Source organism: Pontimicrobium sp. IMCC45349 (assembly GCF_047219225.1).
Lineage (GTDB): Bacteria > Bacteroidota > Bacteroidia > Flavobacteriales > Flavobacteriaceae > IMCC45349.
This window is the reverse complement of sequence record NZ_CP178208.1, coordinates 2,024,115-2,046,399: the sequence shown is the minus strand read 5'-3', so window position 1 is coordinate 2,046,399 and position 22,285 is coordinate 2,024,115. Positions and strand designations below refer to the sequence as shown.

The window sequence follows — 22,285 nt, the reverse complement described above, 5'->3', positions numbered from 1 at the left end:
GCTTTGTACGAAGGTCAATTTCCTCATAAGAGGTATAAAATAACACTTGATTTTTTAAAGAAACATGTTTCAACTTCTGAAAATATTTTAGATTTAGGAGTCGAAAATCCTTTTTCTACAATTATGAAATCCGAAGGATTTAATGTAGAAAACACACAAGGAGAAGATTTAGATATAGATACTTCTACAATTACAAATTCAGAAGCAGATGTTATAACTGCTTTTGAAATATTTGAACATTTACTATCACCATTTACTGTATTACAATCAATTAAAACAAATAAAATTGTTATGAGTGTTCCTCTTAAATTGTGGTTTGCTAGTGCTTATAGAAGTAAAACCGATAAATGGGATAGACATTATCATGAGTTTGAAGATTGGCAATTTGATTGGTTATTAGAAAAAGCTGGTTGGAAAATAATTGATAGAAAAAAATGGACTAACCCAACAAAAAAAATTGGTATACGTCCTATATTAAGATGGTTTACTCCTAGGTATTATATTGTTTACGCTGAACGTATTTAATGAACATATACATTGTCATACCTGCTCATAATGAAGCCGATGCTATTGGTAAAACTTTAGACTCCCTGGTAAAACAAACTCATTTACCAAAAAAAGTAATTGTTGTAAACGATAATTCAACCGATAACACTGCTGAAATAGTTTCTCAGTATACTAATAAACATTCTTGGATAGAATTAGTAAACAATACCTCATCAAACAAACATATTCCTGGAGCAAAAATTATAAATGCTTTTTATAAAGGTTATGAACAACTTGATGAAGCTTACGATATAATTTGTAAATATGATGCTGATTTAGTGTTTCCAAATAACTATTTACAAACATTAATTAAACACTATAAAGCTGATGATAGATTAGGCTTGGTTGCTGGTCATTGCTACATAGAAAAAAATGGCGAATGGGTTCGTGAGAGCTTAACAGGCAAAGACCATATTAGAGGTGCTTTAAAAGCTTATAGAAAAGCCTGCTTTCTTGAAATAGGAAAGCTCAAACGATCTATGGGCTGGGATACTATTGATGAACTATTAGCTATTTATTACAATTGGAGTTTTAAAACAGACGACTCTTTAAAGGTAAAACACCTAAAACCTACAGGAAAAAATTATGTAAAAGACTCAAAACACCTTCATGGAAAGTCATTATACATATTAAGATTTGGTTTTTTACTATCTTTTATCTCTTCAGCTAAATTAGCGTATAAAAAAAGAAGCTTTCGTTTATTCAAAGACTATATTACTGGTTATCTGATAGCTTGGTTAAAAAAAGAGCCTTTTTTGATAGATAAAGACCAAGGAAAATTTATTAGAAAGTTTAGATGGAAAAATATTTTGAAAAAAATATTTTGAAAAAATTTGTGAATTCTAAATTGAGAATTATATTTGCGCTCGCAATGCCGATGTAGCTCAGCTGGCTAGAGCAGCTGATTTGTAATCAGCAGGTCGTGGGTTCGAGTCCCTCCATCGGCTCTAAAAACACCAATCAAATTGATTGGTGTTTTTTTTATGCCTAATTTTAAAACACTTTACCTCATAAAAAAAGCTTCCAATTTGGAAGCTTTATGTTTTATTAATAATCTAATAACTCTTTGAGTTTGACTTTTACTTTTTCTGTGGATGGAATCATGGTTTGTTCCAAGGTTGAATTTAATGGAATTGCTGGCATGTTTTCACTACCAATAACCATTACTGGTGCATCTAAACTTTGGAAACACACTTCCTGAATCTTTCCTGCTAAAGCTCTTGCAAAGCTATTGTTAGAAGGTTCTTCAGTAACTACTAAACACTTTCCTGTTTTCCTAACAGAATTCATAATCGTGTTTTCATCTAAAGGCGCTAAAGTTCTCAAGTCAATAATCTCAACCTGATCTCTCATACCTTCTGTGGCATTATATGCCCAATGTACACCCATTCCGTAAGTTACTATAGTAGCTGTTTCTACTTCTTCCTGCTTCCAAATTTCTTGTAAGACCCAAGCTTTACCAAAAGGCAACACATAATCTTCTGAAGGCTCTATAGAAGTTGCGCCTTCTGTTCCTGCTACCTTAGACCAATACAATCCTTTATGTTCTAAAATTACAACTGGATTTGGATCGTGGTACGCTGCTTTCATCAACCCTTTTAAATCTGCTCCATTACTTGGGTAAGCTATTTTTATACCGCGAATATTAGTCACCACACTTTCTACCGATGACGAATGGTAAGGTCCTCCACTACCATAAGCACCAATAGGCACACGCAATATCATGCTTACTGGCCATTTCCCATTTGATAAATAGCAACTACGACTCACCTCGGTAAATAACTGATTTAGTCCTGGCCATATATAATCTGCAAATTGCACCTCAACTATAGGTTTTAAACCTACAGCGCTCATTCCAACTGTTGATCCTACAATAAAGGCTTCTTGGATTGGTGTATTAAATACACGATTATCTCCAAACTTCTGCGCTAATGTTGCTGCTTCTCTAAATACTCCTCCTAAACGTCCACCAACATCTTGTCCGTACAATAAACAACGTGGGTTCTCTCGCATTAATTCTTCAATAGCATGTAATGCACAATCTACCATCACGACACGTTCGCCATCTTCTGGAGAACGTTCTCCTGCTTCTTCAATAATTGGCGTTGGTGCAAAATCGTGGGTAAATAAGTCTTCAGAAGTTGGATCGTCTTCTTTTAAAGCGTTTTCGAAATCTGAAGTCACTTTGTCTTGTGCTTCTTTTTCAATCGCTTCTACTTCTTCTAAAGTAAATCCGTTATCTAATAATTGTTGCTTTAATACTGGATATGGATCTCTAGAGCGTGCTTCTTCCAAGTCATCTCTATACCATTCCATACGAACACCAGAGGTATGGTGATTTAATAAAGGGACTTTTGCATGTACCACAAATGGACGACGTTCTTTTCTAATAATAGATATCACTTCTTCTATGGCTTTATAACTTTCCATAAAATTGGCACCATCAATAGAGATGGCATCTAAGCCATTAAACCCTCTTGCATATTCATAGGCATTTTGCGCTCTTGTTTCTGCTTCATTTGCCGAAATATCCCAACCGTTATCTTGCACTAAATATAAAATTGGCATTTGCTTTAAAGCTGCCATTTGAAAGGCTTCTGCAATCTCACCTTCTGTAACAGAAGCATCTCCAAGAGAACATACTGCTATTGGGTTTTCTTTAGAGTCCTCATTTCCGCTAAGAATGGTATTTCCAAGGTTTTGTTTTTCCAAGTACTGCATTCCCATAGCAACACCAGTTGCAGGAATCGCTTGCATCCCTGTTGCCGAAGATTGGTGTGGGATTTTTGGCTTATCTATATCTTTTAAGCTTGGATGTGAATAATACGTGCGTCCTCCAGAAAACGGATCGTTCTTTTTAGCCAGTAATTGCAACATTAAATCATAAGGCTGCATTCCGAAAGCCAATAACATGGCATCATCACGATAATACGGAAAGGCATAATCTTGTGGCAATAATTGCAATCCAAGTGCTGTTTGTACTGCTTCATGTCCACGAGAAGTCGCATGTACATATTTTGATACTTGCTTAAAATTTGCTTCGTATAATTCTGCCATCGCTTTGGCAGTACACAAATTAGAAAAGCCTTTTTTTAAAATCTCTTTTTTCATTAAGCTAGTTCTTTTTCAATTTTAACCATCCAATTAAATGGATCCTCTATCTGACCTGTTTTAATCCCATTCAATGTATCGTTAATATCTAATCCAACTGGACTTTCATCAGATACATGAATTACCTGATCTTTATAACCTATGTCTTGAATATACGCAATACCAACTGCAGTTCCTGTACCAAAAGCCTCTTCTAAAGTGCCATTATTTGAAGCTTCAATTATTTCATCAATGGTAATTGCACGTTCAGTAACTTCAAATCCTTTATGGCGTAATAAATCTATCACGCTCATTCGGGTAATACCATCTAAAATAGCCCCATCACGTTGTGGTGTAATAAATTCCCCATCAATCTTAAAAAAGATATTCATGGTTCCTACTTCTTGAATATATCTATGTTCTACAGCATCTAACCATAATACTTGATCATAACCTTTAGCTTTAGCTAATTCAGTTGGTCTAATTGCTGCTGCGTAATTACCTGCTGCTTTGGCCTCTCCTGTTCCACCATCTACAGCTCTTATGTATTTGGTCTCAGCATACAATTTAATACGATTACTAAAGAAGGTACCTGCTGGAGATGCCATAATAATAAATTTATAGCTCGTTGCAGCTCTCATCCCAATAAAAGGCTCATCGGCATACATGAATGGACGTAAATACAAGGCACTTCCTTCTTGAGGAGGAATCCATGCTTGTTCCATAGCTACTAACTGCTTTAAACCTTCAACAAATAAATCTTCTGGAAAATGTGGCATTCCCATACGATCTGCACTAAAGTTTAAACGTATTGCATTCTTCTCTGGTCTAAAAAGCATTGGTGAACCATCTACATCAACAGTTGCTTTCATACCTTCAAAAATAGCTTGACCATAATGTAAAGCCATTGCTGCTGGATGTGTTGGAATACGTTCTAAAGGTTCTATTCTTGGGTTATTCCATTGTCCATTTTCATAATCACAAATAAACATGTGATCGGTAAAAGTTCTTCCTAATGGAATATTATCAAAATCTAAATCATCAACTTTAGACTTATTTATTTTAGTGATTTTTATAGTGTGTTCCATGTTATTAGATAGTTCTATTAGTATCAAATTGTTCTAAATTGTCTGCAATGCGTCTTAAGAAGCTTCCTCCCAAATATCCATCAACCACGCGATGGTCAAAAGATAATGACAAATACATCATGCTTCTAATTGCAATCTCATCGCCTTTATCAGTTTCAATAACCTCAGCACGTTTCTTAATAATACCCAAAGCTAAAATGGCGACTTCTGGTTGATTGATAATTGGCGTTCCCATTAAACTCCCAAAAGTTCCAACATTAGAAATGGTAAAGGTACTGCCTTGGATATCTTCAGGTTTTAAGTTGTTTTCTCTAGCTTTAGTTGCCAATGCATTAACGTCTGTAGCAATATCTTGCAGTTCTTTTTTATCTGCATCTTTTACCACAGGAACGATTAAATTTCCACTTGGTAAAGCGGTTGCCATTCCTATATTGATATGTTCTTTTACAATGATGTTTTCACCATCAACAGATACATTGATCATTGGAAAATCTTTCACTGCATTTGCTACAGCTTCTACAAATAATGGTGTAAAGGTTAGTTTTTCGCCATACTTTTCTTGGAAAGCCACTTTATGTTCATTTCTCCATTGTACGAGTTCTGTAAGATCTGCTTCTACATAAGCAGTTACATGAGGTGATGTATGCTTTGAATAGACCATATGATCAGCGATCATTTGGCGCATACGATCCATCTTTACAATCTTTCCTGTACCCTTATCTAAGTTCAATTGCGGAATACGATAGGCTGTTGGGTCTTTAGTAACTGTAGGCTGTACAAATTTATAAGGACGACCATCATTGATGTATTGAAAGACATCGCTTTTACGCAAACGTCCATCAGTTCCTGTAGCAGGAATACGTGCCAACTCTTCAAAGCTAATATGATGCTCTTTAGCAATTGCTATAATCAAAGGCGAAAAGAACGTATTGTTATTTACTGAAGCTGAAACCGAAGACGAAGATGAAGTCGAAACAGAAGTTGCCAACTTTGGACGTTTCACTTTTCCAGTTTCTGTTTTCACAGCCTTCTCAGAGGCATCTGCTTTCGTTTTCTTTTTGGATTTTGCCTGAGGTACCGAACCATCCGTTTTAATAATTGCGATAGTATCACCTATTTTAATAACATCATTGGCTTGGAATAGAATTTCTTCTACAACTCCTGTTACTGTTGAAGGCACTTCAGAATCTACTTTATCAGTAGCTACTTCAAGTAGCATTTCATCTTGTTCAATCGTATCACCTACATTCTTAAACCATGTAATAATGGCTGCTTCCGTTATACTTTCACCCAGTTTGGGCATTTTAAATTCAAATCTCGACATGACATGAACTAATGTTTGTTAGTTTTTAAATCTTATTTTTTCATGAAATCTCGAAGTGTTTTATAAACATCTTCTTGGATTTTCATATGCTCTGGAACCTCACGTAATGGTTCCACTGCTTTTAAGGTCTTATGACAATCTGCTGGTAATTGTTGGTACAAGGCTGTACCCTTTGTTTTCCAAGCAATCATCTCATCACTCACTTGCTTAATCACTTTTGCTGGATTACCAACTACTAAGCTTCGATTAGGAATCACAGTTTCTGCCTTTACAAATGCCATAGCTCCAACGATACACTCATCACCAATTACCGCATCATCCATAATGACTGTATTCATACCTATTAGGCAATTACGACCTAAATTGGCACCATGAATAATAGCACCATGACCTACATGTGCACTCTCCTTGAGTGTTATGGATTTCCCAGGAAACATATGCACTGTACAGTTTTCTTGCACATTGACACCATCTTCTAAAATGATTTGTCCCCAATCACCACGAATAGCTGCTCCTGGACCAATGTAACAGTTCTTGCCAATAATGACATTCCCTGTAACTGCTGCCAAAGGATGCACAAAACTACTTTCGTGTACAACTGGTATGTATCCTTGAAATTCGTAAATCATTACTTAAAACGCTTCAATGTTTCTTTCGTAAACTCACTTAACACCAAACGCCCGCTAATAGCTGCACGTTCTGCTAAAAGTGTATCCCAATCTTCAGTACCTTTCCAGAACATGGCTTTCATTTCTTTCATGGCTTCTGGATTGTAATTACATAAGTTTTCAGCAAAGGCTTTTACTCCTTCGTCTAATTCTTCATTACTCTCAAATACTTGCGTAAATAAGCCTTTTTGTTTTGCCCATTCTGCCGAATAAAAACTATTGGCATCAATAGCAATTTGTGACATTCCAGTTAAACCAAGCTTACGTTGTACTGCTGGTCCAACTACAAAAGGTCCAATTCCTACATTTAATTCACTTAGCTTAATTGAAGCAAATTTTGAAGCCATACAATAATCTGTTGCAGAAGCTAATCCAACACCACCTCCAACAGTCTTTCCTTGTACACGTCCAATAATAAACTTTGGACATTTACGCATCGCATTAATCACATTGGCGAACCCTGAAAAGAATACTTTTCCGGTTGCTTCGTCATTAATATTGATCAATTCCTTAAAACTAGCACCTGCGCAAAAGGTTCTGTCTTTTCCGCTTTTTAAAACGATAACCTTAATCTCATCGTTTGTACCAGCTTCTGTAATGGTTTCAGCTAATTTTGCTAAAATATCTCCTGGCAAAGAGTTGTGAGCAGGGTGAAAAAATTCAATATATCCTACTCCGTTTTCTATATGTTGTTTTACGTATGGGTCGCTCATATTTTATTATCTTTTTGTCATTGCGAGGAACAAAGTGACGTGGCAATCTCTTTTAAGATGCTTCGCTTTGCTCTGAATAACATCCATTTATATTAATCCAAATTGTTCAAAATGGTGATTTAGATGCTTTCGCTCTAAAAGGTACCACTCATATCGATTTAATTCTCCAAAAACGATGTTCTTTAATTTCACATCTGGATGCTCTTTAAAAAATTCTATATAAATTTTACGTTGACCTTTAAATGCTTCAATAGCTACTGCTAAATTTTCATGTTTTAAAGGCTCTAATGTATCTTTTTCTAATAAAGGAAACTGTGAGTTTTGAGGGAATTTATCGTAATTCCAAAGACTATTCTTTACCTTTTCTAGAATCTTTTCTGGTGTTGAAATTTCAAAATCCTGAATTTCTCCAGCAGCAATTTTGTAGGTGTGTTCTAAATGCTCAATCATATGTTGAGGCGTCATAATTCCCCATTGAGGTTTAGCATTTTCAGAAAGTTTAGACAAACATTCATCAATTTTACTATCAGTCATCTCAACAAAAGTTTCTTGTTTCTTTTGTACCATAGTTAAAATTGTAGCCACTGCTACTAATGGTGTATCTCTATCTGTTTTTTGACTTTCTGGTCGGTTTTCAAAATTAGCATCAAAAACCTCAACGTGCCATTTTACAATACCACTTGGATGTTCTGCTGTAGATACATCACGATCAACTTTTTCTTTACAAGTTAAACGTACATAAATAGTATCATTATGGTATAAAGGTCTTAAAAAGCGAATACTATCTAACCCATAATTAGCCGAAACAGGTCCTTTATTTGGGTGTACAAATAATCCTGCCGCTGCGGAAATGATAAAATAACCATGAGCAGTACGCTTTTCAAAAATACTTCCATCTAAAGACGTGATATCTGTATGTGCATAGAAATGATCCCAAGTCAAATTAGCAAACGACATAATATCCGAATCAGTAATTGTTCTATTATGCGTTTTTAAAGACATTCCTGGTTGGATATCTTCCCAATGGTATTTGAATGGATGCTCTTCAGCTTCTTTATATTTAGCATTCTGCTGATAGATTCTTGTGATTTCTGTTAAAGTTGTTGGTGTTCCTTGGATTGCTGTACGTTGTAAATAGTGCTTTACACCTCGCATTCCTCCCATTTCTTCTCCACCTCCAGCACGTCCTGGTCCACCATGTACTAAGGTTGGTAATGGCGATCCATGTCCTGTACTTTCTTTAGCATTTTCTCTGTTCAATACTAAAATACGTCCATGATGACTTGCTGCATTAACCACATAGTCCTTCGCAATATTATCATCATTTGTGATAATAGACGATACTAACGACCCTTTACCCATTTGAGCTAAAGTAATGGCTTCATCTAATGTCTTATATGGCATAATGGTACTTACTGGACCAAAGGCTTCACGTTCGTGAACAGCAGTATTTTCAAAAGGGTTATCTGCTCTTAATACAATTGGACTTACAAAAGCACCTTTGGTAGCATCTGCTCCAATCGTTTCAATTTTATCTAAGCTTCCGTAAACAATCTGTGCTTCTTTAGCAATATCTTGTACCGAGTTTTTCACAGCTTCTACCTGTTGTTTACTTACTAAAGATCCCATTCTTACTTCTTTTAATCTTGGGTCTCCAATAGTCACTTTATCTAACGCTTTTCCTAAAGCAATTTGTACATCTTCTACTAAGTTCTCAGGCACTATGATACGACGAATGGCAGTACATTTTTGTCCTGCTTTAACCGTCATCTCTTTACGTACTTCTTTAATAAAGATATCAAATTCTGGTGTTCCAGGAACAGCATCTTCTCCTAGAATAGAAGCATTTAACGAATCTGCTTCCATTGTAAATGGCACTGCTTCTTGAATAATTCTCGGATGTGCTTTAAGGATACGTCCTGTTGCTGCAGATCCTGTAAAGGTTACGACGTCTTGAGATTCTACAGTATCTAATATATTACGAACGGTTCCATTAATAATTTGTAATGCACCTTCTGGTAGAATTCCAGAATTGATAATTTCTCTAGCTACTGCTTCTGCTAAATAGGATGATGATGGTGCTGGTAACACTACTGCTGGCACACCTGCCATCCAGTTGACAGCACATTTTTCTAACATTCCCCAAACAGGGAAATTAAAGGCATTGATATGAACTGCAACACCTTTTTTTGGCACCATGATATGATGTGCCATAAAACGTCCACCTCTAGATAAATCAATAGGCTCTCCTTCTACATGATAGGACTGATTTGGAAATAACTTTCTTAAAGAAGCATTGGCAAACAAGTTCCCAAAACCACCTTCGATGTCTATCCAACTATCTACTTTTGTCGCTCCTGTTCTATAACTTAATTCGTAAAACGCATTTTTTCTTTTGGTAAGATATAGTGCTAGTTTCTTAAGCATGTTCCCACGCTCTTGAAAGGTCATTTTACGTAATTTCTCGCCACCTTTTGTTCTTCCGTAATGCAAGATTTCAGGAATATCTAAACCTTCAATTGCAACGCTAGCAAAAGCTTCTCCTGTGATTGCATCATGAATAGGTGCTCCTTCTTCAGTTCCTGTTGTCCAATGTCCTTGAACGTAATGTTGTATTTTGTTCATATCTATCAATATATAGTAGATTTCGTATCAAGTACGAAATGACAAATTCTTATAAATTTACATTTTCAATAATCGCAGCATACCCTTGACCAACACCTACACACATTGTAATTAATGCGTATCGTTTTTGTTGCTCTTGTAATTCTAAAGCTGCCGAATATGCAATGCGAGCTCCTGTTACTCCTAGTGGGTGTCCAATAGCAATAGAACCGCCATTTGGATTTAACCTTGGATCGTCATCTGCTAATCCCCAAGCTCTAGTACATGCTAAAGCTTGTGCTGCAAATGCTTCATTCAATTCGATCACATTCATATCATCCATAGTTAATCCTGCTTTTTCTAATGCTTTATTAGAGGCTTGTACAGGACCTATTCCCATGATTCTTGGTTCCACACCAACAACAGCAGAACTCACAATTCTTGCTAATGGTTTTAAATTATATTTTTTTACAGCATCTTCAGAAGCAATAATTGTTGCTGCTGCACCATCATTTAATCCTGATGAGTTCCCAGCAGTTACACTACCACCTTCTTTTTTAAATGCTGCTCTAAGTTTTCCTAATACTTCTAAAGTAGAGTTTGGTTTTACAAACTCATCTTTTGAAAACTGAATTGGATCTTTTTTTCGTTGTGGAATTTCAACCGTTACAATCTCTTTCCCTAAACGCCCATTCTCTTGAGCTTTACTCGCTTTCATTTGTGACCAATAAGCAAACTTATCTTGATCTTCTCGAGAGATATTGTATTTCTCAACCAAGTTTTCTGCCGTTACTCCCATACCATCAGTTCCATACATTGCGTGCATTTTCTTATTCACAAAACGCCATCCAAAAGTAGAATCATACATTTTAGAATCACCTCCAAATGCTGATGATGGTTTTGCCATCACATAAGGACCACGTGTCATATTTTCAACGCCTCCAGCTACAAATACATCGCCATCTCCTGCTTTCACAGCACGATTAGCATGAATGATTGCTGACAATCCAGAACTACACAATCTATTCACTGTTTCTCCTGGAACTGTATGTGGTAATCCTGCTAATAAGGCTGACATACGAGCGACATTTCGATTGTCCTCACCAGCTTGATTTGCACATCCCATAATCACATCATCATAAGCGTCTTTTGGAATATTTGGATTACGTTCTACTACTTCTTTAATTACTAAAGCGCCTAAATCATCTGTACGAACAGCAGATAAGGTCCCTTTATAATTTCCTATTGGTGTACGAACACCATCTATGATATATGCTTCTTTCATATTATTCCCAATCTTTTTGAGTACGATAAACCACACCCTTAAATAGTGCGACTAATTCATCTCCTCGTTTTACTTCAATGATATTGAAGCCTAATTTATTATTTACTTTTTCGATAACACTTTCAGCAACGATATAATCGTTTTCATTAAGTGCTTCAATATGGTTGATACTCGTTTCTATAGAAACTGCATATTTACCATGTGTATTTGCTGCAAAACCAAAAGCGGTATCTGCCAATGAATAACTAATACCTCCATGCGCTTTATTCATGCTATTAAGCATGTCTTTACGAATGGTCATACCTAATTTACAGCGACCAATTTCACACTCTAAAATCTCAATACCTAACCACTGACTATAGGCATCTAGACTTAGCATTTTATATGGTATTTGTTCTCCTTTCATTATCTTTTTTAATCTTTAAATACAAAAGCTTCAACGTCTTTTAAGTTAGATATTCTAATCATTTTCATTTCTTCCTCAGATTGACATTTTATAAGAACACCTGTATTTAACTTATCAAATACTCCCTTAGAATGCATAGAGTTTCTAACTGCATTAATTCCTATTATTCTTCGTCTTATCAAATTACCATTAAAACTAAACTCTATGTAGTCTCCTATATTTATTACTCCTTCAATAATATGTCCTGTAAAAACTAGCCCTCTACCTGTGATAATGAATTTATCATCAATGTGATATCTAGCTATTTCTTCCACTAAAAGAATGCTTTTTCTTCTTTTTTCATTTTACGTAATAACGGACTACAACGGTATCTATCTTCATGGTATTCGTCATATAACTCATCAAGTTTACTCACACACCAATCTATCCCTTTTTCATCTGCCCAAGCCAATAATCCTTTTGGATAATTAACACCTTTAGTCATCGCATTATCTATATCTTCTGCTGAAGCAATATTTAAGAATAAAGCATCTGCTGCTTCATTAATTAACATTACTAACACACGATCAAAAATGGTTTGCGCTAACTCCGTATCTTTATTTGCTTCTGGTTTAGCTGCACCTTCACTATAATCGTAATATCCTTTTCCTGTTTTACGGCCTAAATATCCTGCTTCAGACAAACGTTTTTGCGTAAATGATGGTTTATATCTTGAATCAAAATAGAAGGCTGTGAATACCGTTTCGGTCACAGTATAATTCACATCATTACCTATGAAATCCATTAACTCGAATGGTCCCATTCTAAATCCTCCAAGAGATTTCAAACTCCAATCTATAGTTGCAAAATCCGCTACACCTTCTTCATAAATTCTTAAGGCTTCTCCATAAAATGGTCTTGCCACACGGTTTACAATAAATCCAGGTGTATCTTTAGCAACAGCCACTACTTTTTTCCAATCTGAAATAGTTTTTACTGATTTTTCAAGCACAGCTTCTGAAGTTTGAATTGCAGGAATAACTTCTACCAACTTCATTAAAGGTGCTGGATTAAAGAAATGAATTCCAACACAACGTTCTGGTTTTTGAAGTGATGCTGCTATAGATGCTATAGATAAACTTGAAGTATTTGAAGCGATAATACAATCGTCAGACACATAAGTTTCCAATTCAGAAAACACCTTTTGTTTGATGTCTAAATTTTCAATAATAGCTTCAATCGTCAAATCAGAATCTGACAAGGCTTTTAAGCTATCTACATATTGAATATTCCCTTGAATCCTATCCTTTTCAGTAGTATCAATACGACCTTTTTCAATTAGTCGATTTAGTATTTTTTCTAATGCTGCTTCTGCTTTATCTAATGCTGCTGTATTAGTATCGTATAATTTCACCTTACAACCAGAAGTTGCTGCTACTTGAGCAATACCACTTCCCATGGTTCCTGAACCAATTATTCCTACATACATAATTATTTCCCTTTGAATTCTGGATTTCTTTTTTCTATAAAAGCAGCTACACCTTCTGCATAATCCTCTGTTCCTGCAGCTTCTATTTGATATTTTGATTCCAATGCTAATTGTTCTTCTAAAGAATTGGTTAACGATTGGTTGAATGTTTTCTTGATTAAACCTAAAGCTTTGGTTGGCATATTTGCCATTTTAGTCGCTAGCTTTTCAATAGTTGCTTCAAAATCTTCTAATGACACACTTTTGTATATCATCCCAATACGTTCCGCTTCTTCTGCTCCTACTTTATCTCCGAGCATTGCTAAAGCCGTTGCTTTTTGAAAACCAACTAAACGTGGTAAAAAGAACGTTCCGGCACTATCAGGAATTAAACCTATTAAACTAAATGCTTGAATGAAACTCACTTTTTCGTGTGCTACCACTACATCACATGCCAAAGCTATATTTGCTCCTGCTCCTGCAGCAACTCCATTAATCGCTCCTATAATTGGTTTTTCGATATTTCGAATACGAAGGATTATTGGATTGTAATGTTCTTCTAAAATCTTTTTGAATCCTGGATTTAATTCAGGTGAAGTGACTTCTTTTAAATCTTGACCTGCACAAAATGCTTTTCCGTTTCCTGTTAAAACGATAGCTCTTACGTCATCATTTTGTTCGCAATCGTCTAAGATACTTTGAAGGCTTAATGCCATTTCACGATTAAAGCTATTGAAGACCTCTGGTCTGTTGAGCGCTATGTACGCTATATGGTTTTCAATTTTAAGTAGAATTGAATTGTTGCTCATACCTTATTTTTGTTATCATTACTAAAGCGAAAGATTTTTCACTTCGCTCTGAATGACACTTATTTTAAACATTTAAAATAGTCAAACGGTTCTTTACAATCTTCACATTGAAACAATGCTTTACATGCAGTAGAACCAAACTGACTTACTAGTTTTGTATTTGTAGACCCACAAAGGGTACACTTTACGATTTTTGCATCACCAAGAAGCGCTGCTTTGTCGGATTCCGCATCTAAAGGTGCTGCAATACCATATTTTTCGAGAGCAGTCCTTCCTCTTTCGGTAATCCAATCGGTTGTCCAAGCTGGAGATAAAACTAATTCCACTTTTGCCTTGTAACCAGCTTCATTAAATGCTTTAGTAATATCATCGCCAATAACGTCCATTGCTGGACAACCACTGTAGGTTGGTGTAATTTTAACTAACACCTCTTTATCTCCAATGATTTTCGCATAGCGAATCACGCCCATATCTAATATCGTTAAAACGGGAATTTCTGGATCAGAAACCTGATCTAGAATTGGAATTAATTCGCTATTAATTTCGGCGTGTTCAATCATTGATATACTCTTCTTTTTTTTATGACTACCAAGTCATATTAGGATAAGCACGTTGCATATATTGTAATTCAGCTAATAAATAACCTAAATGCTCTGTATGAATACCTTGCTTTCCTCCTTTTTGGAAATAGTTTAAATCTGGCACCTGCAAAGTTGCTTCTTCCAAAACCTCTGCAACTCGCTTGTAGTAACCTTCTTTTAATTCTAAAGTATCTACACCAACACCTTCAGCTATCATTGCTTTATCTGCATCAGTTTGATGAAATAATTCATCTGTATATGTCCATAGGTCGTTTATCGCAGTTTGAATACGCTCATGACTTTCTTCTGTACCATCACCTAGACGTTTAATCCAATCGGTTGAAAATCGCAAATGATAAGACACTTCTTTTAGCGATTTTTTTGCAATTGCCGCTAATGTTTCGTCATTGCTATTTTGTAATTCAATTAAGAACGCATAATGATACACGTCAAATAAAAACTGACGCGCAATAGTATAGGCGAAATCCGTATTAGGTTGTTCAACCAATAATACATTAACGTATTCACGCTCTGTACGCATCATTGCAATAGTATCTTCATTACGATCATCACCAGCAACCTGTGCAGCATATTGAAAATAGCTACGTACTTGCCCGAAAAAATCTAAGGAAATATTTGTACAGGCAATATCAGTCTCTAAGCTTGGACCATGTCCACATAGCTCTCCTAAACGTTGCCCAAGAATTAAACTATTGTCTGCTATACCTAATATGTAATTGTATAAATTGTTGTTCATAATTACATATGTTTAATTTCGTCTGGTAAATCGTAAAATGTTGGGTGACGATATACTTTATCTTGAGCTGGTTCAAATAACTCTCCATTATGTTCTGGATTTGATGCTGTAATATGCTTAGATTCTACAACCCAAATACTCACGCCTTCACTTCTTCTTGTATATACATCACGTGCATTTTCTAGAGCCATATCTGCATCAGCAGCATGTAAACTTCCAAAATGACGATGTTCTAATCCGTTTTTACTTCTTACGAAGATTTCCCAAAGAGGCCATTCTTTTTTCATAATTATCCTGCCTTATTTAGTTTTTTATCTTGTTGTTTTTCTGCATGAGCTATTGCTGCATCACGAACCCATTGTCCATTCTCCCAAGCAGAAACTCTTGCTTTCATTCTTTCTTTATTACAAGGACCATATCCTTTAACGACTTGCCAAAACTCGTCCCAATCGATTTCACCAGAATCATAACCACCTTTTTCTTCATTCCATTTTAAATCTGGATCTGGGATAGTTAAACCAATTAATTCGGCTTGAGGAACTGTTTGATCAATGAACTGTTGACGTAATTCGTCATTAGATTTACGCTTTAATTTCCATTTCATGGATTGCGCAGTATTTGGCGATTCATCATCACGAGGTCCAAACATCATTAGTGATGGCCACCAAAATCTATTTAAAGCATCTTGTGCCATTGCCTTTTGCTCTGGTGTTCCTTTAGATAGGGTTAGCATAATTTCATAACCTTGACGTTGATGGAAACTTTCCTCTTTACAAATACGCACCATAGCACGTGCATAAGGCCCATAAGACGTTCCACATAAAGCCACCTGATTGATAATAGCTGCACCATCAACCAACCAGCCAATAGCTCCCATATCTGCCCATGTTACGGCTGGATAGTTAAAAATACTTGAGTATTTTGCTTTTCCTGTATGTAGCTGCTCAAACATTTCGTCTCTAGAAATCCCTAAGGTTTCTGTGGCACTATATAGGTATAAACCATGACCACCTTCGTCTTGTACTTTAGCTAATAATGCTACTTTACGACGTAATGAAGGGGCTCTTGTTATCCAATTTCCTTCTGGCAACATCCCAATAATTTCGGAATGGGCATGCTGCGACATTTGCCTAATGTGTGTCTTACGATACTTTTCAGGCATCCAATCTTTAGGTTCAATTTTTTCATCACGTGCAATACGCGCTTCAAATTCTTCCTCTAAACTTTTTATTTGTGCTTCACTCATACATCATAATTTATCAATTAAAGATTCACGAATTTCAACCATAAATCACGATCATCTTCTTTAAAATTTTCAATATAATCTATATTGTTTATATCAGTTAATACTCCTATTTCATGACTATCATTAAATTGGAGAGCTAAAATTCTTTTATTACTACATTGCAAAAAATGAATCTCAGCAATTTCTAAATTTTCAATTGTACTTTCGGAGACCTTAGTAAAAGCTTCTCCATATTCATTAATTTTTGTGTTTGTTGTAATATATTTTTCTTCAAACACTAAAATCAATCTATTCTCATCTACTTCAAATAGACCTTTAAAATAATTTCTATTCCCTCCTGAACTATATTTATTCCCATCACAATAACTAACATAATAGAAGTCATTGTCAAATGTAATTAACTCAGAGCTACATTGTTTAGCTTCATAACTTATTTCACAGCTCATCATTTCAATACTTGGAGCAAGTTCAAAAACCTTATTAGAAAAAAAGTTTAGATCTATTTTACTTTTTTCAAAATCTTCAATACTACTTGTAATAACATATTCTGCTTCTTTTTCAAATACCTCTACTATAACTGAATCTTTTTCCACTTCAATCATCTCATCATCCTTACTCTGCTTAATTTCAGTTTTACAACCTAAAACTAACATTACAAGAATAAATCCCGTAAAAAATTCGTTTCTAATTTTACACATCAAAATCAACTACTACTTTATCTGATGTTGGTACTGCTTGACAACTTAACACCCAATTTTTAGCTACTTCAAATTCTTCTAAAGCGTAGTTAATTTTCATTTCTACAGTTCCTTCTTTCACTTCACATTTACAAGTACTACACACACCACCTTTACAAGCAAATGGTAAATCTGCACCTGCACCAAGTGCAGCGTCAAGTATGTTATCATATTCTTTAGTCATGGTAAAATGGAAATCTTTACCACCATCAACTATAGTTACTTCAGTTCCTTCAACGTTTTGTTGCGCTAATCGCTCTGCACGTTTAATATCTTCTTCAGACAAACCTTTTACGAATAGTTCAAAATGCACTAATTCTTTTGGTAATCCTGAATTTACAAGGTATTCACTTACATAATTCACCATGTTTTCTGGCCCACAAAGGAATACTTCATTAGTATCTGGAATATCAATAAACGTCTTAGTTAGTACTTGCATTTTCTCGTCATTAAAACGTCCATTAAACAATTCAATATCTCTACGTTCTTTAGTTAAGAAATAATAAATTTCTAAACGTCCAAAGTATGTATTTCTTAGCTGTTCTAACTCTTCCTTAAAGATAATGGATTTTACGGTTTTATTTACATAAAACAACTTACATGTAGAGTTAGGTTCATTTGCCAAATGTGTTTTAATCATTGACATTAATGGTGTAATTCCACTTCCTGCAGCAAAAAACAAGTAATTCTTTTTTAGCTCTTCTTTTGACTCAACGCCAAAAGTTCCGCTTGGCGACATCACATCCAACTCGTCTCCAATTTTAAGATCTTCGTTTACAAAGGTTGAGAACTTACCTTCTGGAATTTGCTTAACAGCAACCTTCCATTGATTTTCTAAAGGACTTGAACACAACGAATATGAACGACGAATATCTTCGCCATTTATTTCCTTTCTTAAAGTTAAGTGTTGTCCTGGAGTAAATTCAAAATCTGCTTTTAAATCTTGAGGTATATCAAAAGTAATAACAGACGTATCTTTAGTTTCTTTATATATGTCTGCAACTTTTATTTTATGAAAATCTGCCATGAAATTATTAATGTTGTAAAATAATTAAAACTAACAACTGTTAGTTTGGTTGTCAAATTTACAAAATTTGTATCAATTATTTCACAATTCCATTTAATAATACATTACTCAAATCGGAAGCCAATGTTTCTGGTAATAAATCGTCTTTATTTGGGATCCATATATAAAGCGACCTTAATGTAGATAAGATTGAAAATAGCATGACTTCTGGATTAGAATTATGAAGTTCATTTTTACTAATTCCTTCTTTAATTATGCTTCTAAAATTTTCTTCATAATCTTTTCGAAGCTTGAGATAATATTCAAGTTTACCATCTAAATGCATCCAATCATTATTTAAAGATGCCATTCCATTTTGATTATTAGATGTAATATCAACATGCAATTCAATAACACTTTTAAGTTTATCGATACTCGATTTTTCGGACACTAATATTACATTCATACCTTTAATAAACTCTTCGGCTAAAGAAATGATAATATCTGAAAGTATTTCTTGTTTGGATTTGATATGATTATATAAGCTTGCTGCTTTAATATCCATTGCTTTTGCAATGTCTCTCATAGTTACTGCACTATATCCTTTTTCTTTAAAAAGAATGGCTGATGTTTCTATGATCTGGTCTTTACGTGTATTTATTTTCATGAGCGTTGAATATACAGATTTTTTGTAACTCTTGTTACACCATAGTATTTTTATAAATTAGACCTTTGTTAAAAATATTGATATGGGAATTTTTGATTTTTTATTTAAAGACAAACAGAAAATGATTGATGACTTTAAATCTAGAAACGCCATTATACTTGACGTTAGAACAACCGGAGAATATGCTAATGGAGCTATAACAGGCTCTAAGAATATTCCTTTACAAATATTAACTTCAAAACTAGCTGATATTAAAAAGCAAAACAAACCTGTTATTACTTGCTGTGCTAGTGGTATGCGTAGCGCAAATGCTGCAAGCATATTAAAACAAAATGGTATTGAAGCAATGAATGGAGGTGGATGGCAAAGCTTAAATAATAAGCTATAAAAAAAGCATTAGCTCGCTTTGAAAAAACAAAGTTTACTAATGCTTGAATTCTTGATTAATAGCACAACAAATATATCTTTATAATTGAGTGTGCTATTCTATTTTCGATGATGTTTACAGAAAAATAGACGAACGGAAATTAGGTGCAAATTTATCAGATTAACTTATTCCTTTTTGCCTTTTGAACTGCCTCTAACTTATTATGAACCTGTAACTTTCGATAAATATGTTCAATATGTTTACGAATAGTTCCTGTAGATAAAATTAAGTTTTCAGCAATTAAGTTATAACTTAATCCTTTACTTAATTGCTCAAGAACATCTGTTTCTCTTTTTGTAAGTTTTATATCTTCTTGCTCTTGCTTGTTTTCTATTTCGATAGGATTTCGCAAAAGCTTTAATGTTTTCATTGCTATTGACGGATTCATTGCAGCACCTCCATTAAGTGTTTCTATTATACCATCATGTAAATCTCTTGGGTTGATTTCCTTTAACAAGTAACCATCTGCTCCAGCTTTAATTGCATTGAATATGTTTTCATCATTATCAAACACTGTGAGCATAATAATTTTAATATGTGGATATTTCTGCTTAACTATAGCTGTAGTTTCAATACCATTTAATATTGGCATTTCAATATCCATTAGTATTAAATCAATGTTATGATTAGCTTCTAGTTTAGTAATAAAATCAGACCCATTAGATGCTGAAAATCTATACTCTAAATCGGTAAAAAAAGACAGTTTTTCTTTAACCGCTTTAATTAAAAAGGAATTATCATCTACTATGGCAATTTTTACAGACATAAATTATTGAATTATGTAAATATACATCAATACTGTTTTACTTAAAATACGATGAGTTGCGTATTTTAATTACCTCTTTAAAATGGTGATTGTTGTCCCATTTTCTTTTTGTGATTGAATATTAAGTTGTGCATTAATTTCTGAAGCTCTCTTTTCCATATTATTAACACCATTACTTAGTTCTACTTTGTCTTTATCAAAACCAATTCCATTATCTGTAATCGTAATTACTAAACCTTTTTCATTCAAACTTATAAGTACAGTTATTTCGCTTGCCTTCGAATGTTTTATTGAATTATTAATTGCTTCTTGAATAATTCGATAGAGGTTCATTCCTTCTACTGAAGTGAACTTAATATTCTGAGACACTTCATCTGCTACATTAAAGCTAAACTGAATACCTTTAGAAGCAATATTAGCTTTATCGATGAAATTAGAAATCCTTGACTGTAAATCGTCAAAATTGATTTCATTCTTATTCATTGCCCAAATAGTATCTCTTAACTCATAAATAGTTTCTTTAGTAAAATTGCTAATCCCCGTTAATTTGTTGGTTAACATATTATCTTCAATATTAAATCCATATTTTAAATTATCTATAGAAGAAATAATAAATGTTAATTGGGCTCCAATATTATCATGCAAATCCCTTGAAATTCTCAATCTCTGGTCTTGCAATTTATTTTGAATTTCAATCTTAGCTAAAGCGTTTTTAAGTAAATTCTCTTTTTGGAGTTGTCTATTTTTAAGCTTCTGTTGATTTACTAATAAATATCCTAAAACAATAAATACTAAAGCAGCTATAGCTAATCCATAAATTTGAATATTTTTCTGTTGAAGATCTAAATCTTTTTCAGCAATAGTAGCTCTTGTTTGCGCAAGTTGCACTTCCTTTTCGGCACTTTTATAACGCTCGCTCATTTCGGCAATTTGTTTTGTTTTTGTTTCATTTAACAAAGAATCTTCAATTGCTTTATAAGCTTTATAATTTTTTAAAGCACTTTTAGAGTTCCCGAGCTTTAAGTCTAATTCATGAAACCTATAATACGCTTCTAATTCATACTTTCTAGTACCATAGTGTTTTGTATTCCACATAGCACTATCTAGTATTTTTCTTGCCTGATCATACCTTCCTGTTTCAAGATAAATTTTCCCTAAATTAACCAATGTCACTCCTTTTTTTTCATCAAAACCTGGAACAGCTAGTGACTTTATTGTGTATTCCTCTGCTTTATCATAGTTTTTTAATTTAGAGTAACTGTTACCAATGTTTGAGTACGTTGTCCTAGTAAATCCTAGATTGCCAACTTCTTCACTTAGCTTTACAGCAGTTAAATTATAATACAAAGCACTATCAAACAGTTTCTTATTAAAATTATCTTTTTCAGCTAACTCATCGTAAGCAATTCCAATTCTGCCATAACAAATAGCTTCTGCTTCTTTATCATTTAGTTTTTTAGCTATTTGCAGTGCTTTTCTATTCCATTTAATCGACTCCTTAAATTCATACATCCTATCAAAAACATAACCTATATAAGACATATCTCTTTGAATGTTTTTATCTATCTCTAGCGCTTGATTTATTTCTAATGAGGTTAAGGCAGATTGTAAACTTTTAGGAAAGTCTGAAAAAATCACGTAGATATTAGACAAATGATAATAAACATCTTTTAAATTCTCATCCTCATTAGCTTCTAGTATTGGTAATGCTTCCTTAAAAAACTCTAAAGCTTTTGTTTTATTTAATTCCAAATTAGAACGTCCAAGGTAATACAACGCAACTCCTTGCTTATGTTTTAATTTGCTCAAAACAGCTAAATCAAACATTTTTTGCGCATATTCAAAAGCTAAAGAATCGTTATTATCTAAAGCAGATAAAACAAGCTTTTCATATGTATCTAATTGATTGACTGGGTTCGTAGAATTTTGCAGTTCTTTTATCAACTCTAAACTTAGTTTTTCATCATTATTTTGCGCTAAACAACTAAACGAAAAAAACAAAACAACAACTAAACTTAACAGCCTCATAACTTTAAAATTATTAATGCCTTATGAAGATAGTAATTATGAAATAATTACCAGAAAATGTTAGACACAAAAAAAGCATCAGTAATTTTT

Annotated in this window: 23 protein-coding genes and 1 tRNA gene; 4 read left to right on the top strand and 20 right to left on the bottom strand. The window is 34.1% G+C overall.

Going from position 1 to position 22,285, the window contains the following annotated elements; genetic code table 11:
* Positions 1–3: 3 nt before the first annotated feature.
* The 3 genes from ACLII3_RS09500 (at position 4) to ACLII3_RS09490 (ending at position 1,493) form a co-directional block, all read left to right on the top strand.
* Positions 4–525 carry a methyltransferase gene (locus ACLII3_RS09500; RefSeq protein ID WP_412983995.1) on the top strand — a complete coding sequence of 174 codons (522 nt, stop codon included), beginning with the start codon at positions 4–6 and terminating at the stop codon, positions 523–525.
* On the top strand, positions 525–1,373 hold the full coding sequence (locus ACLII3_RS09495; protein ID WP_412983994.1) for a glycosyltransferase family 2 protein: 849 nt from the start codon (positions 525–527) through the stop codon (positions 1,371–1,373). Before ACLII3_RS09500 ends, ACLII3_RS09495 begins: the two co-directional genes overlap by 1 nt.
* A 46-nt stretch (positions 1,374–1,419) precedes the next feature.
* Positions 1,420–1,493: transfer RNA gene (locus tag ACLII3_RS09490), tRNA-Thr, on the top strand.
* A 100-nt stretch (positions 1,494–1,593) separates the two neighbouring features.
* Here ACLII3_RS09490 and ACLII3_RS09485 read toward each other — a convergent pair.
* The 18 genes from ACLII3_RS09485 to ACLII3_RS09400 all read right to left on the bottom strand — a co-directional run bounded on the left by ACLII3_RS09485 (position 1,594) and on the right by ACLII3_RS09400 (position 18,974).
* Positions 1,594–3,657, bottom strand: coding sequence for a thiamine pyrophosphate-dependent enzyme (locus ACLII3_RS09485; RefSeq protein ID WP_412983993.1), 2,064 nt, complete (start codon positions 3,655–3,657; stop codon positions 1,594–1,596).
* Positions 3,657–4,724: a branched-chain amino acid aminotransferase gene (locus ACLII3_RS09480; protein ID WP_412983992.1), complete on the bottom strand. Its 1,068-nt coding sequence runs from the start codon at positions 4,722–4,724 to the stop codon at positions 3,657–3,659. Before ACLII3_RS09480 ends, ACLII3_RS09485 begins: the two co-directional genes overlap by 1 nt.
* Before the next feature lie 4 nt (positions 4,725–4,728).
* Complete coding sequence (locus tag ACLII3_RS09475; RefSeq protein ID WP_412983991.1) at positions 4,729–6,048, bottom strand: dihydrolipoamide acetyltransferase family protein; 1,320 nt, start codon at positions 6,046–6,048, stop codon at positions 4,729–4,731.
* A gap of 32 nt (positions 6,049–6,080) precedes the next feature.
* A complete protein-coding gene (locus tag ACLII3_RS09470; protein ID WP_412983990.1) occupies positions 6,081–6,677 on the bottom strand; it encodes a transferase hexapeptide repeat family protein in 597 nt (198 codons plus the stop codon).
* The gene (locus ACLII3_RS09465) at positions 6,677–7,429 is read right to left on the bottom strand and encodes an enoyl-CoA hydratase/isomerase family protein (protein ID WP_412983989.1); all 753 of its coding nucleotides are present in this window, start codon (positions 7,427–7,429) and stop codon (positions 6,677–6,679) included. Before ACLII3_RS09465 ends, ACLII3_RS09470 begins: the two co-directional genes overlap by 1 nt.
* A gap of 87 nt (positions 7,430–7,516) precedes the next feature.
* Positions 7,517–10,054, bottom strand: coding sequence for a phenylacetic acid degradation bifunctional protein PaaZ (gene paaZ / locus ACLII3_RS09460; RefSeq protein ID WP_412983988.1), 2,538 nt, complete (start codon positions 10,052–10,054; stop codon positions 7,517–7,519).
* A gap of 49 nt (positions 10,055–10,103) precedes the next feature.
* On the bottom strand, positions 10,104–11,318 hold the full coding sequence (pcaF, locus tag ACLII3_RS09455; protein ID WP_412983987.1) for a 3-oxoadipyl-CoA thiolase: 1,215 nt from the start codon (positions 11,316–11,318) through the stop codon (positions 10,104–10,106).
* 1 nt (position 11,319) lies between these two features.
* The gene (locus tag ACLII3_RS09450; RefSeq protein WP_412983986.1) at positions 11,320–11,724 is read right to left on the bottom strand and encodes a PaaI family thioesterase; all 405 of its coding nucleotides are present in this window, start codon (positions 11,722–11,724) and stop codon (positions 11,320–11,322) included.
* Positions 11,725–11,732: 8 nt separating this feature from the next.
* Complete coding sequence (locus ACLII3_RS09445; protein ID WP_412983985.1) at positions 11,733–12,038, bottom strand: hypothetical protein; 306 nt, start codon at positions 12,036–12,038, stop codon at positions 11,733–11,735.
* The gene (locus ACLII3_RS09440; protein WP_412983984.1) at positions 12,038–13,192 is read right to left on the bottom strand and encodes a 3-hydroxyacyl-CoA dehydrogenase NAD-binding domain-containing protein; all 1,155 of its coding nucleotides are present in this window, start codon (positions 13,190–13,192) and stop codon (positions 12,038–12,040) included. The genes ACLII3_RS09445 and ACLII3_RS09440 overlap by 1 nt, the downstream gene beginning before the upstream one ends.
* Before the next feature lie 2 nt (positions 13,193–13,194).
* Positions 13,195–13,980 (bottom strand): enoyl-CoA hydratase-related protein, encoded by a 786-nt coding sequence (locus ACLII3_RS09435; protein ID WP_412983983.1) that lies wholly within the window; start codon positions 13,978–13,980, stop codon positions 13,195–13,197.
* Positions 13,981–14,039: 59 nt separating this feature from the next.
* Positions 14,040–14,540 carry a 1,2-phenylacetyl-CoA epoxidase subunit PaaD gene (paaD, locus tag ACLII3_RS09430; protein WP_412983982.1) on the bottom strand — a complete coding sequence of 167 codons (501 nt, stop codon included), beginning with the start codon at positions 14,538–14,540 and terminating at the stop codon, positions 14,040–14,042.
* Between the two features lie 25 nt (positions 14,541–14,565).
* Positions 14,566–15,318, bottom strand: a complete 753-nt coding sequence (gene paaC, locus ACLII3_RS09425) for a 1,2-phenylacetyl-CoA epoxidase subunit PaaC (RefSeq protein WP_412983981.1) — start codon at positions 15,316–15,318, stop codon at positions 14,566–14,568.
* Between the two features lie 2 nt (positions 15,319–15,320).
* A complete protein-coding gene (gene paaB / locus ACLII3_RS09420) occupies positions 15,321–15,605 on the bottom strand; it encodes a 1,2-phenylacetyl-CoA epoxidase subunit PaaB (RefSeq protein WP_294069960.1) in 285 nt (94 codons plus the stop codon).
* A gap of 2 nt (positions 15,606–15,607) precedes the next feature.
* The gene (gene paaA / locus ACLII3_RS09415; protein ID WP_412983980.1) at positions 15,608–16,564 is read right to left on the bottom strand and encodes a 1,2-phenylacetyl-CoA epoxidase subunit PaaA; all 957 of its coding nucleotides are present in this window, start codon (positions 16,562–16,564) and stop codon (positions 15,608–15,610) included.
* 17 nt (positions 16,565–16,581) lie between these two features.
* Complete coding sequence (locus ACLII3_RS09410; RefSeq protein ID WP_412983979.1) at positions 16,582–17,262, bottom strand: hypothetical protein; 681 nt, start codon at positions 17,260–17,262, stop codon at positions 16,582–16,584.
* Positions 17,255–18,328: a 2Fe-2S iron-sulfur cluster-binding protein gene (locus ACLII3_RS09405; RefSeq protein WP_412983978.1), complete on the bottom strand. Its 1,074-nt coding sequence runs from the start codon at positions 18,326–18,328 to the stop codon at positions 17,255–17,257. Before ACLII3_RS09405 ends, ACLII3_RS09410 begins: the two co-directional genes overlap by 8 nt.
* A 76-nt stretch (positions 18,329–18,404) precedes the next feature.
* Complete coding sequence (locus ACLII3_RS09400; RefSeq protein WP_412983977.1) at positions 18,405–18,974, bottom strand: TetR/AcrR family transcriptional regulator; 570 nt, start codon at positions 18,972–18,974, stop codon at positions 18,405–18,407.
* Between the two features lie 82 nt (positions 18,975–19,056).
* Between ACLII3_RS09400 and ACLII3_RS09395 the strand changes: the two genes are divergently transcribed.
* Positions 19,057–19,362 (top strand): rhodanese-like domain-containing protein, encoded by a 306-nt coding sequence (locus ACLII3_RS09395; protein ID WP_412983976.1) that lies wholly within the window; start codon positions 19,057–19,059, stop codon positions 19,360–19,362.
* Positions 19,363–19,516: 154 nt separating this feature from the next.
* Here the strand turns inward: ACLII3_RS09395 and ACLII3_RS09390 are convergent, their stop codons facing one another.
* Both ACLII3_RS09390 and ACLII3_RS09385 read right to left on the bottom strand, forming a co-directional pair.
* Positions 19,517–20,167 (bottom strand): response regulator, encoded by a 651-nt coding sequence (locus tag ACLII3_RS09390; RefSeq protein ID WP_412983975.1) that lies wholly within the window; start codon positions 20,165–20,167, stop codon positions 19,517–19,519.
* A gap of 69 nt (positions 20,168–20,236) precedes the next feature.
* A complete protein-coding gene (locus tag ACLII3_RS09385; RefSeq protein ID WP_412983974.1) occupies positions 20,237–22,195 on the bottom strand; it encodes an ATP-binding protein in 1,959 nt (652 codons plus the stop codon).
* Positions 22,196–22,285: the final 90 nt, after the last annotated feature.

Coding starts and splice junctions, on each gene's coding strand:
- ACLII3_RS09435 (WP_412983983.1), bottom strand. CDS start 13,980: ATGAGCAACAATTCAATTCTACTTAAAATTGAAAACCATATAGCGTAC.
- ACLII3_RS09400 (WP_412983977.1), bottom strand. CDS start 18,974: ATGAAAATAAATACACGTAAAGACCAGATCATAGAAACATCAGCCATT.
- ACLII3_RS09480 (WP_412983992.1), bottom strand. CDS start 4,724: ATGGAACACACTATAAAAATCACTAAAATAAATAAGTCTAAAGTTGAT.
- ACLII3_RS09495 (WP_412983994.1), top strand. CDS start 525: ATGAACATATACATTGTCATACCTGCTCATAATGAAGCCGATGCTATT.
- paaC (WP_412983981.1), bottom strand. CDS start 15,318: ATGAACAACAATTTATACAATTACATATTAGGTATAGCAGACAATAGT.
- paaZ (WP_412983988.1), bottom strand. CDS start 10,054: ATGAACAAAATACAACATTACGTTCAAGGACATTGGACAACAGGAACT.
- ACLII3_RS09485 (WP_412983993.1), bottom strand. CDS start 3,657: ATGAAAAAAGAGATTTTAAAAAAAGGCTTTTCTAATTTGTGTACTGCC.
- pcaF (WP_412983987.1), bottom strand. CDS start 11,318: ATGAAAGAAGCATATATCATAGATGGTGTTCGTACACCAATAGGAAAT.
- ACLII3_RS09410 (WP_412983979.1), bottom strand. CDS start 17,262: ATGTGTAAAATTAGAAACGAATTTTTTACGGGATTTATTCTTGTAATG.
- ACLII3_RS09465 (WP_412983989.1), bottom strand. CDS start 7,429: ATGAGCGACCCATACGTAAAACAACATATAGAAAACGGAGTAGGATAT.
- paaB (WP_294069960.1), bottom strand. CDS start 15,605: ATGAAAAAAGAATGGCCTCTTTGGGAAATCTTCGTAAGAAGTAAAAAC.
- ACLII3_RS09390 (WP_412983975.1), bottom strand. CDS start 20,167: ATGTCTGTAAAAATTGCCATAGTAGATGATAATTCCTTTTTAATTAAA.
- ACLII3_RS09405 (WP_412983978.1), bottom strand. CDS start 18,328: ATGGCAGATTTTCATAAAATAAAAGTTGCAGACATATATAAAGAAACT.
- ACLII3_RS09470 (WP_412983990.1), bottom strand. CDS start 6,677: ATGATTTACGAATTTCAAGGATACATACCAGTTGTACACGAAAGTAGT.
- ACLII3_RS09450 (WP_412983986.1), bottom strand. CDS start 11,724: ATGAAAGGAGAACAAATACCATATAAAATGCTAAGTCTAGATGCCTAT.
- ACLII3_RS09475 (WP_412983991.1), bottom strand. CDS start 6,048: ATGTCGAGATTTGAATTTAAAATGCCCAAACTGGGTGAAAGTATAACG.
- paaD (WP_412983982.1), bottom strand. CDS start 14,540: ATGATTGAACACGCCGAAATTAATAGCGAATTAATTCCAATTCTAGAT.
- ACLII3_RS09440 (WP_412983984.1), bottom strand. CDS start 13,192: ATGTATGTAGGAATAATTGGTTCAGGAACCATGGGAAGTGGTATTGCT.
- paaA (WP_412983980.1), bottom strand. CDS start 16,564: ATGAGTGAAGCACAAATAAAAAGTTTAGAGGAAGAATTTGAAGCGCGT.
- ACLII3_RS09385 (WP_412983974.1), bottom strand. CDS start 22,195: ATGAGGCTGTTAAGTTTAGTTGTTGTTTTGTTTTTTTCGTTTAGTTGT.
- ACLII3_RS09395 (WP_412983976.1), top strand. CDS start 19,057: ATGGGAATTTTTGATTTTTTATTTAAAGACAAACAGAAAATGATTGAT.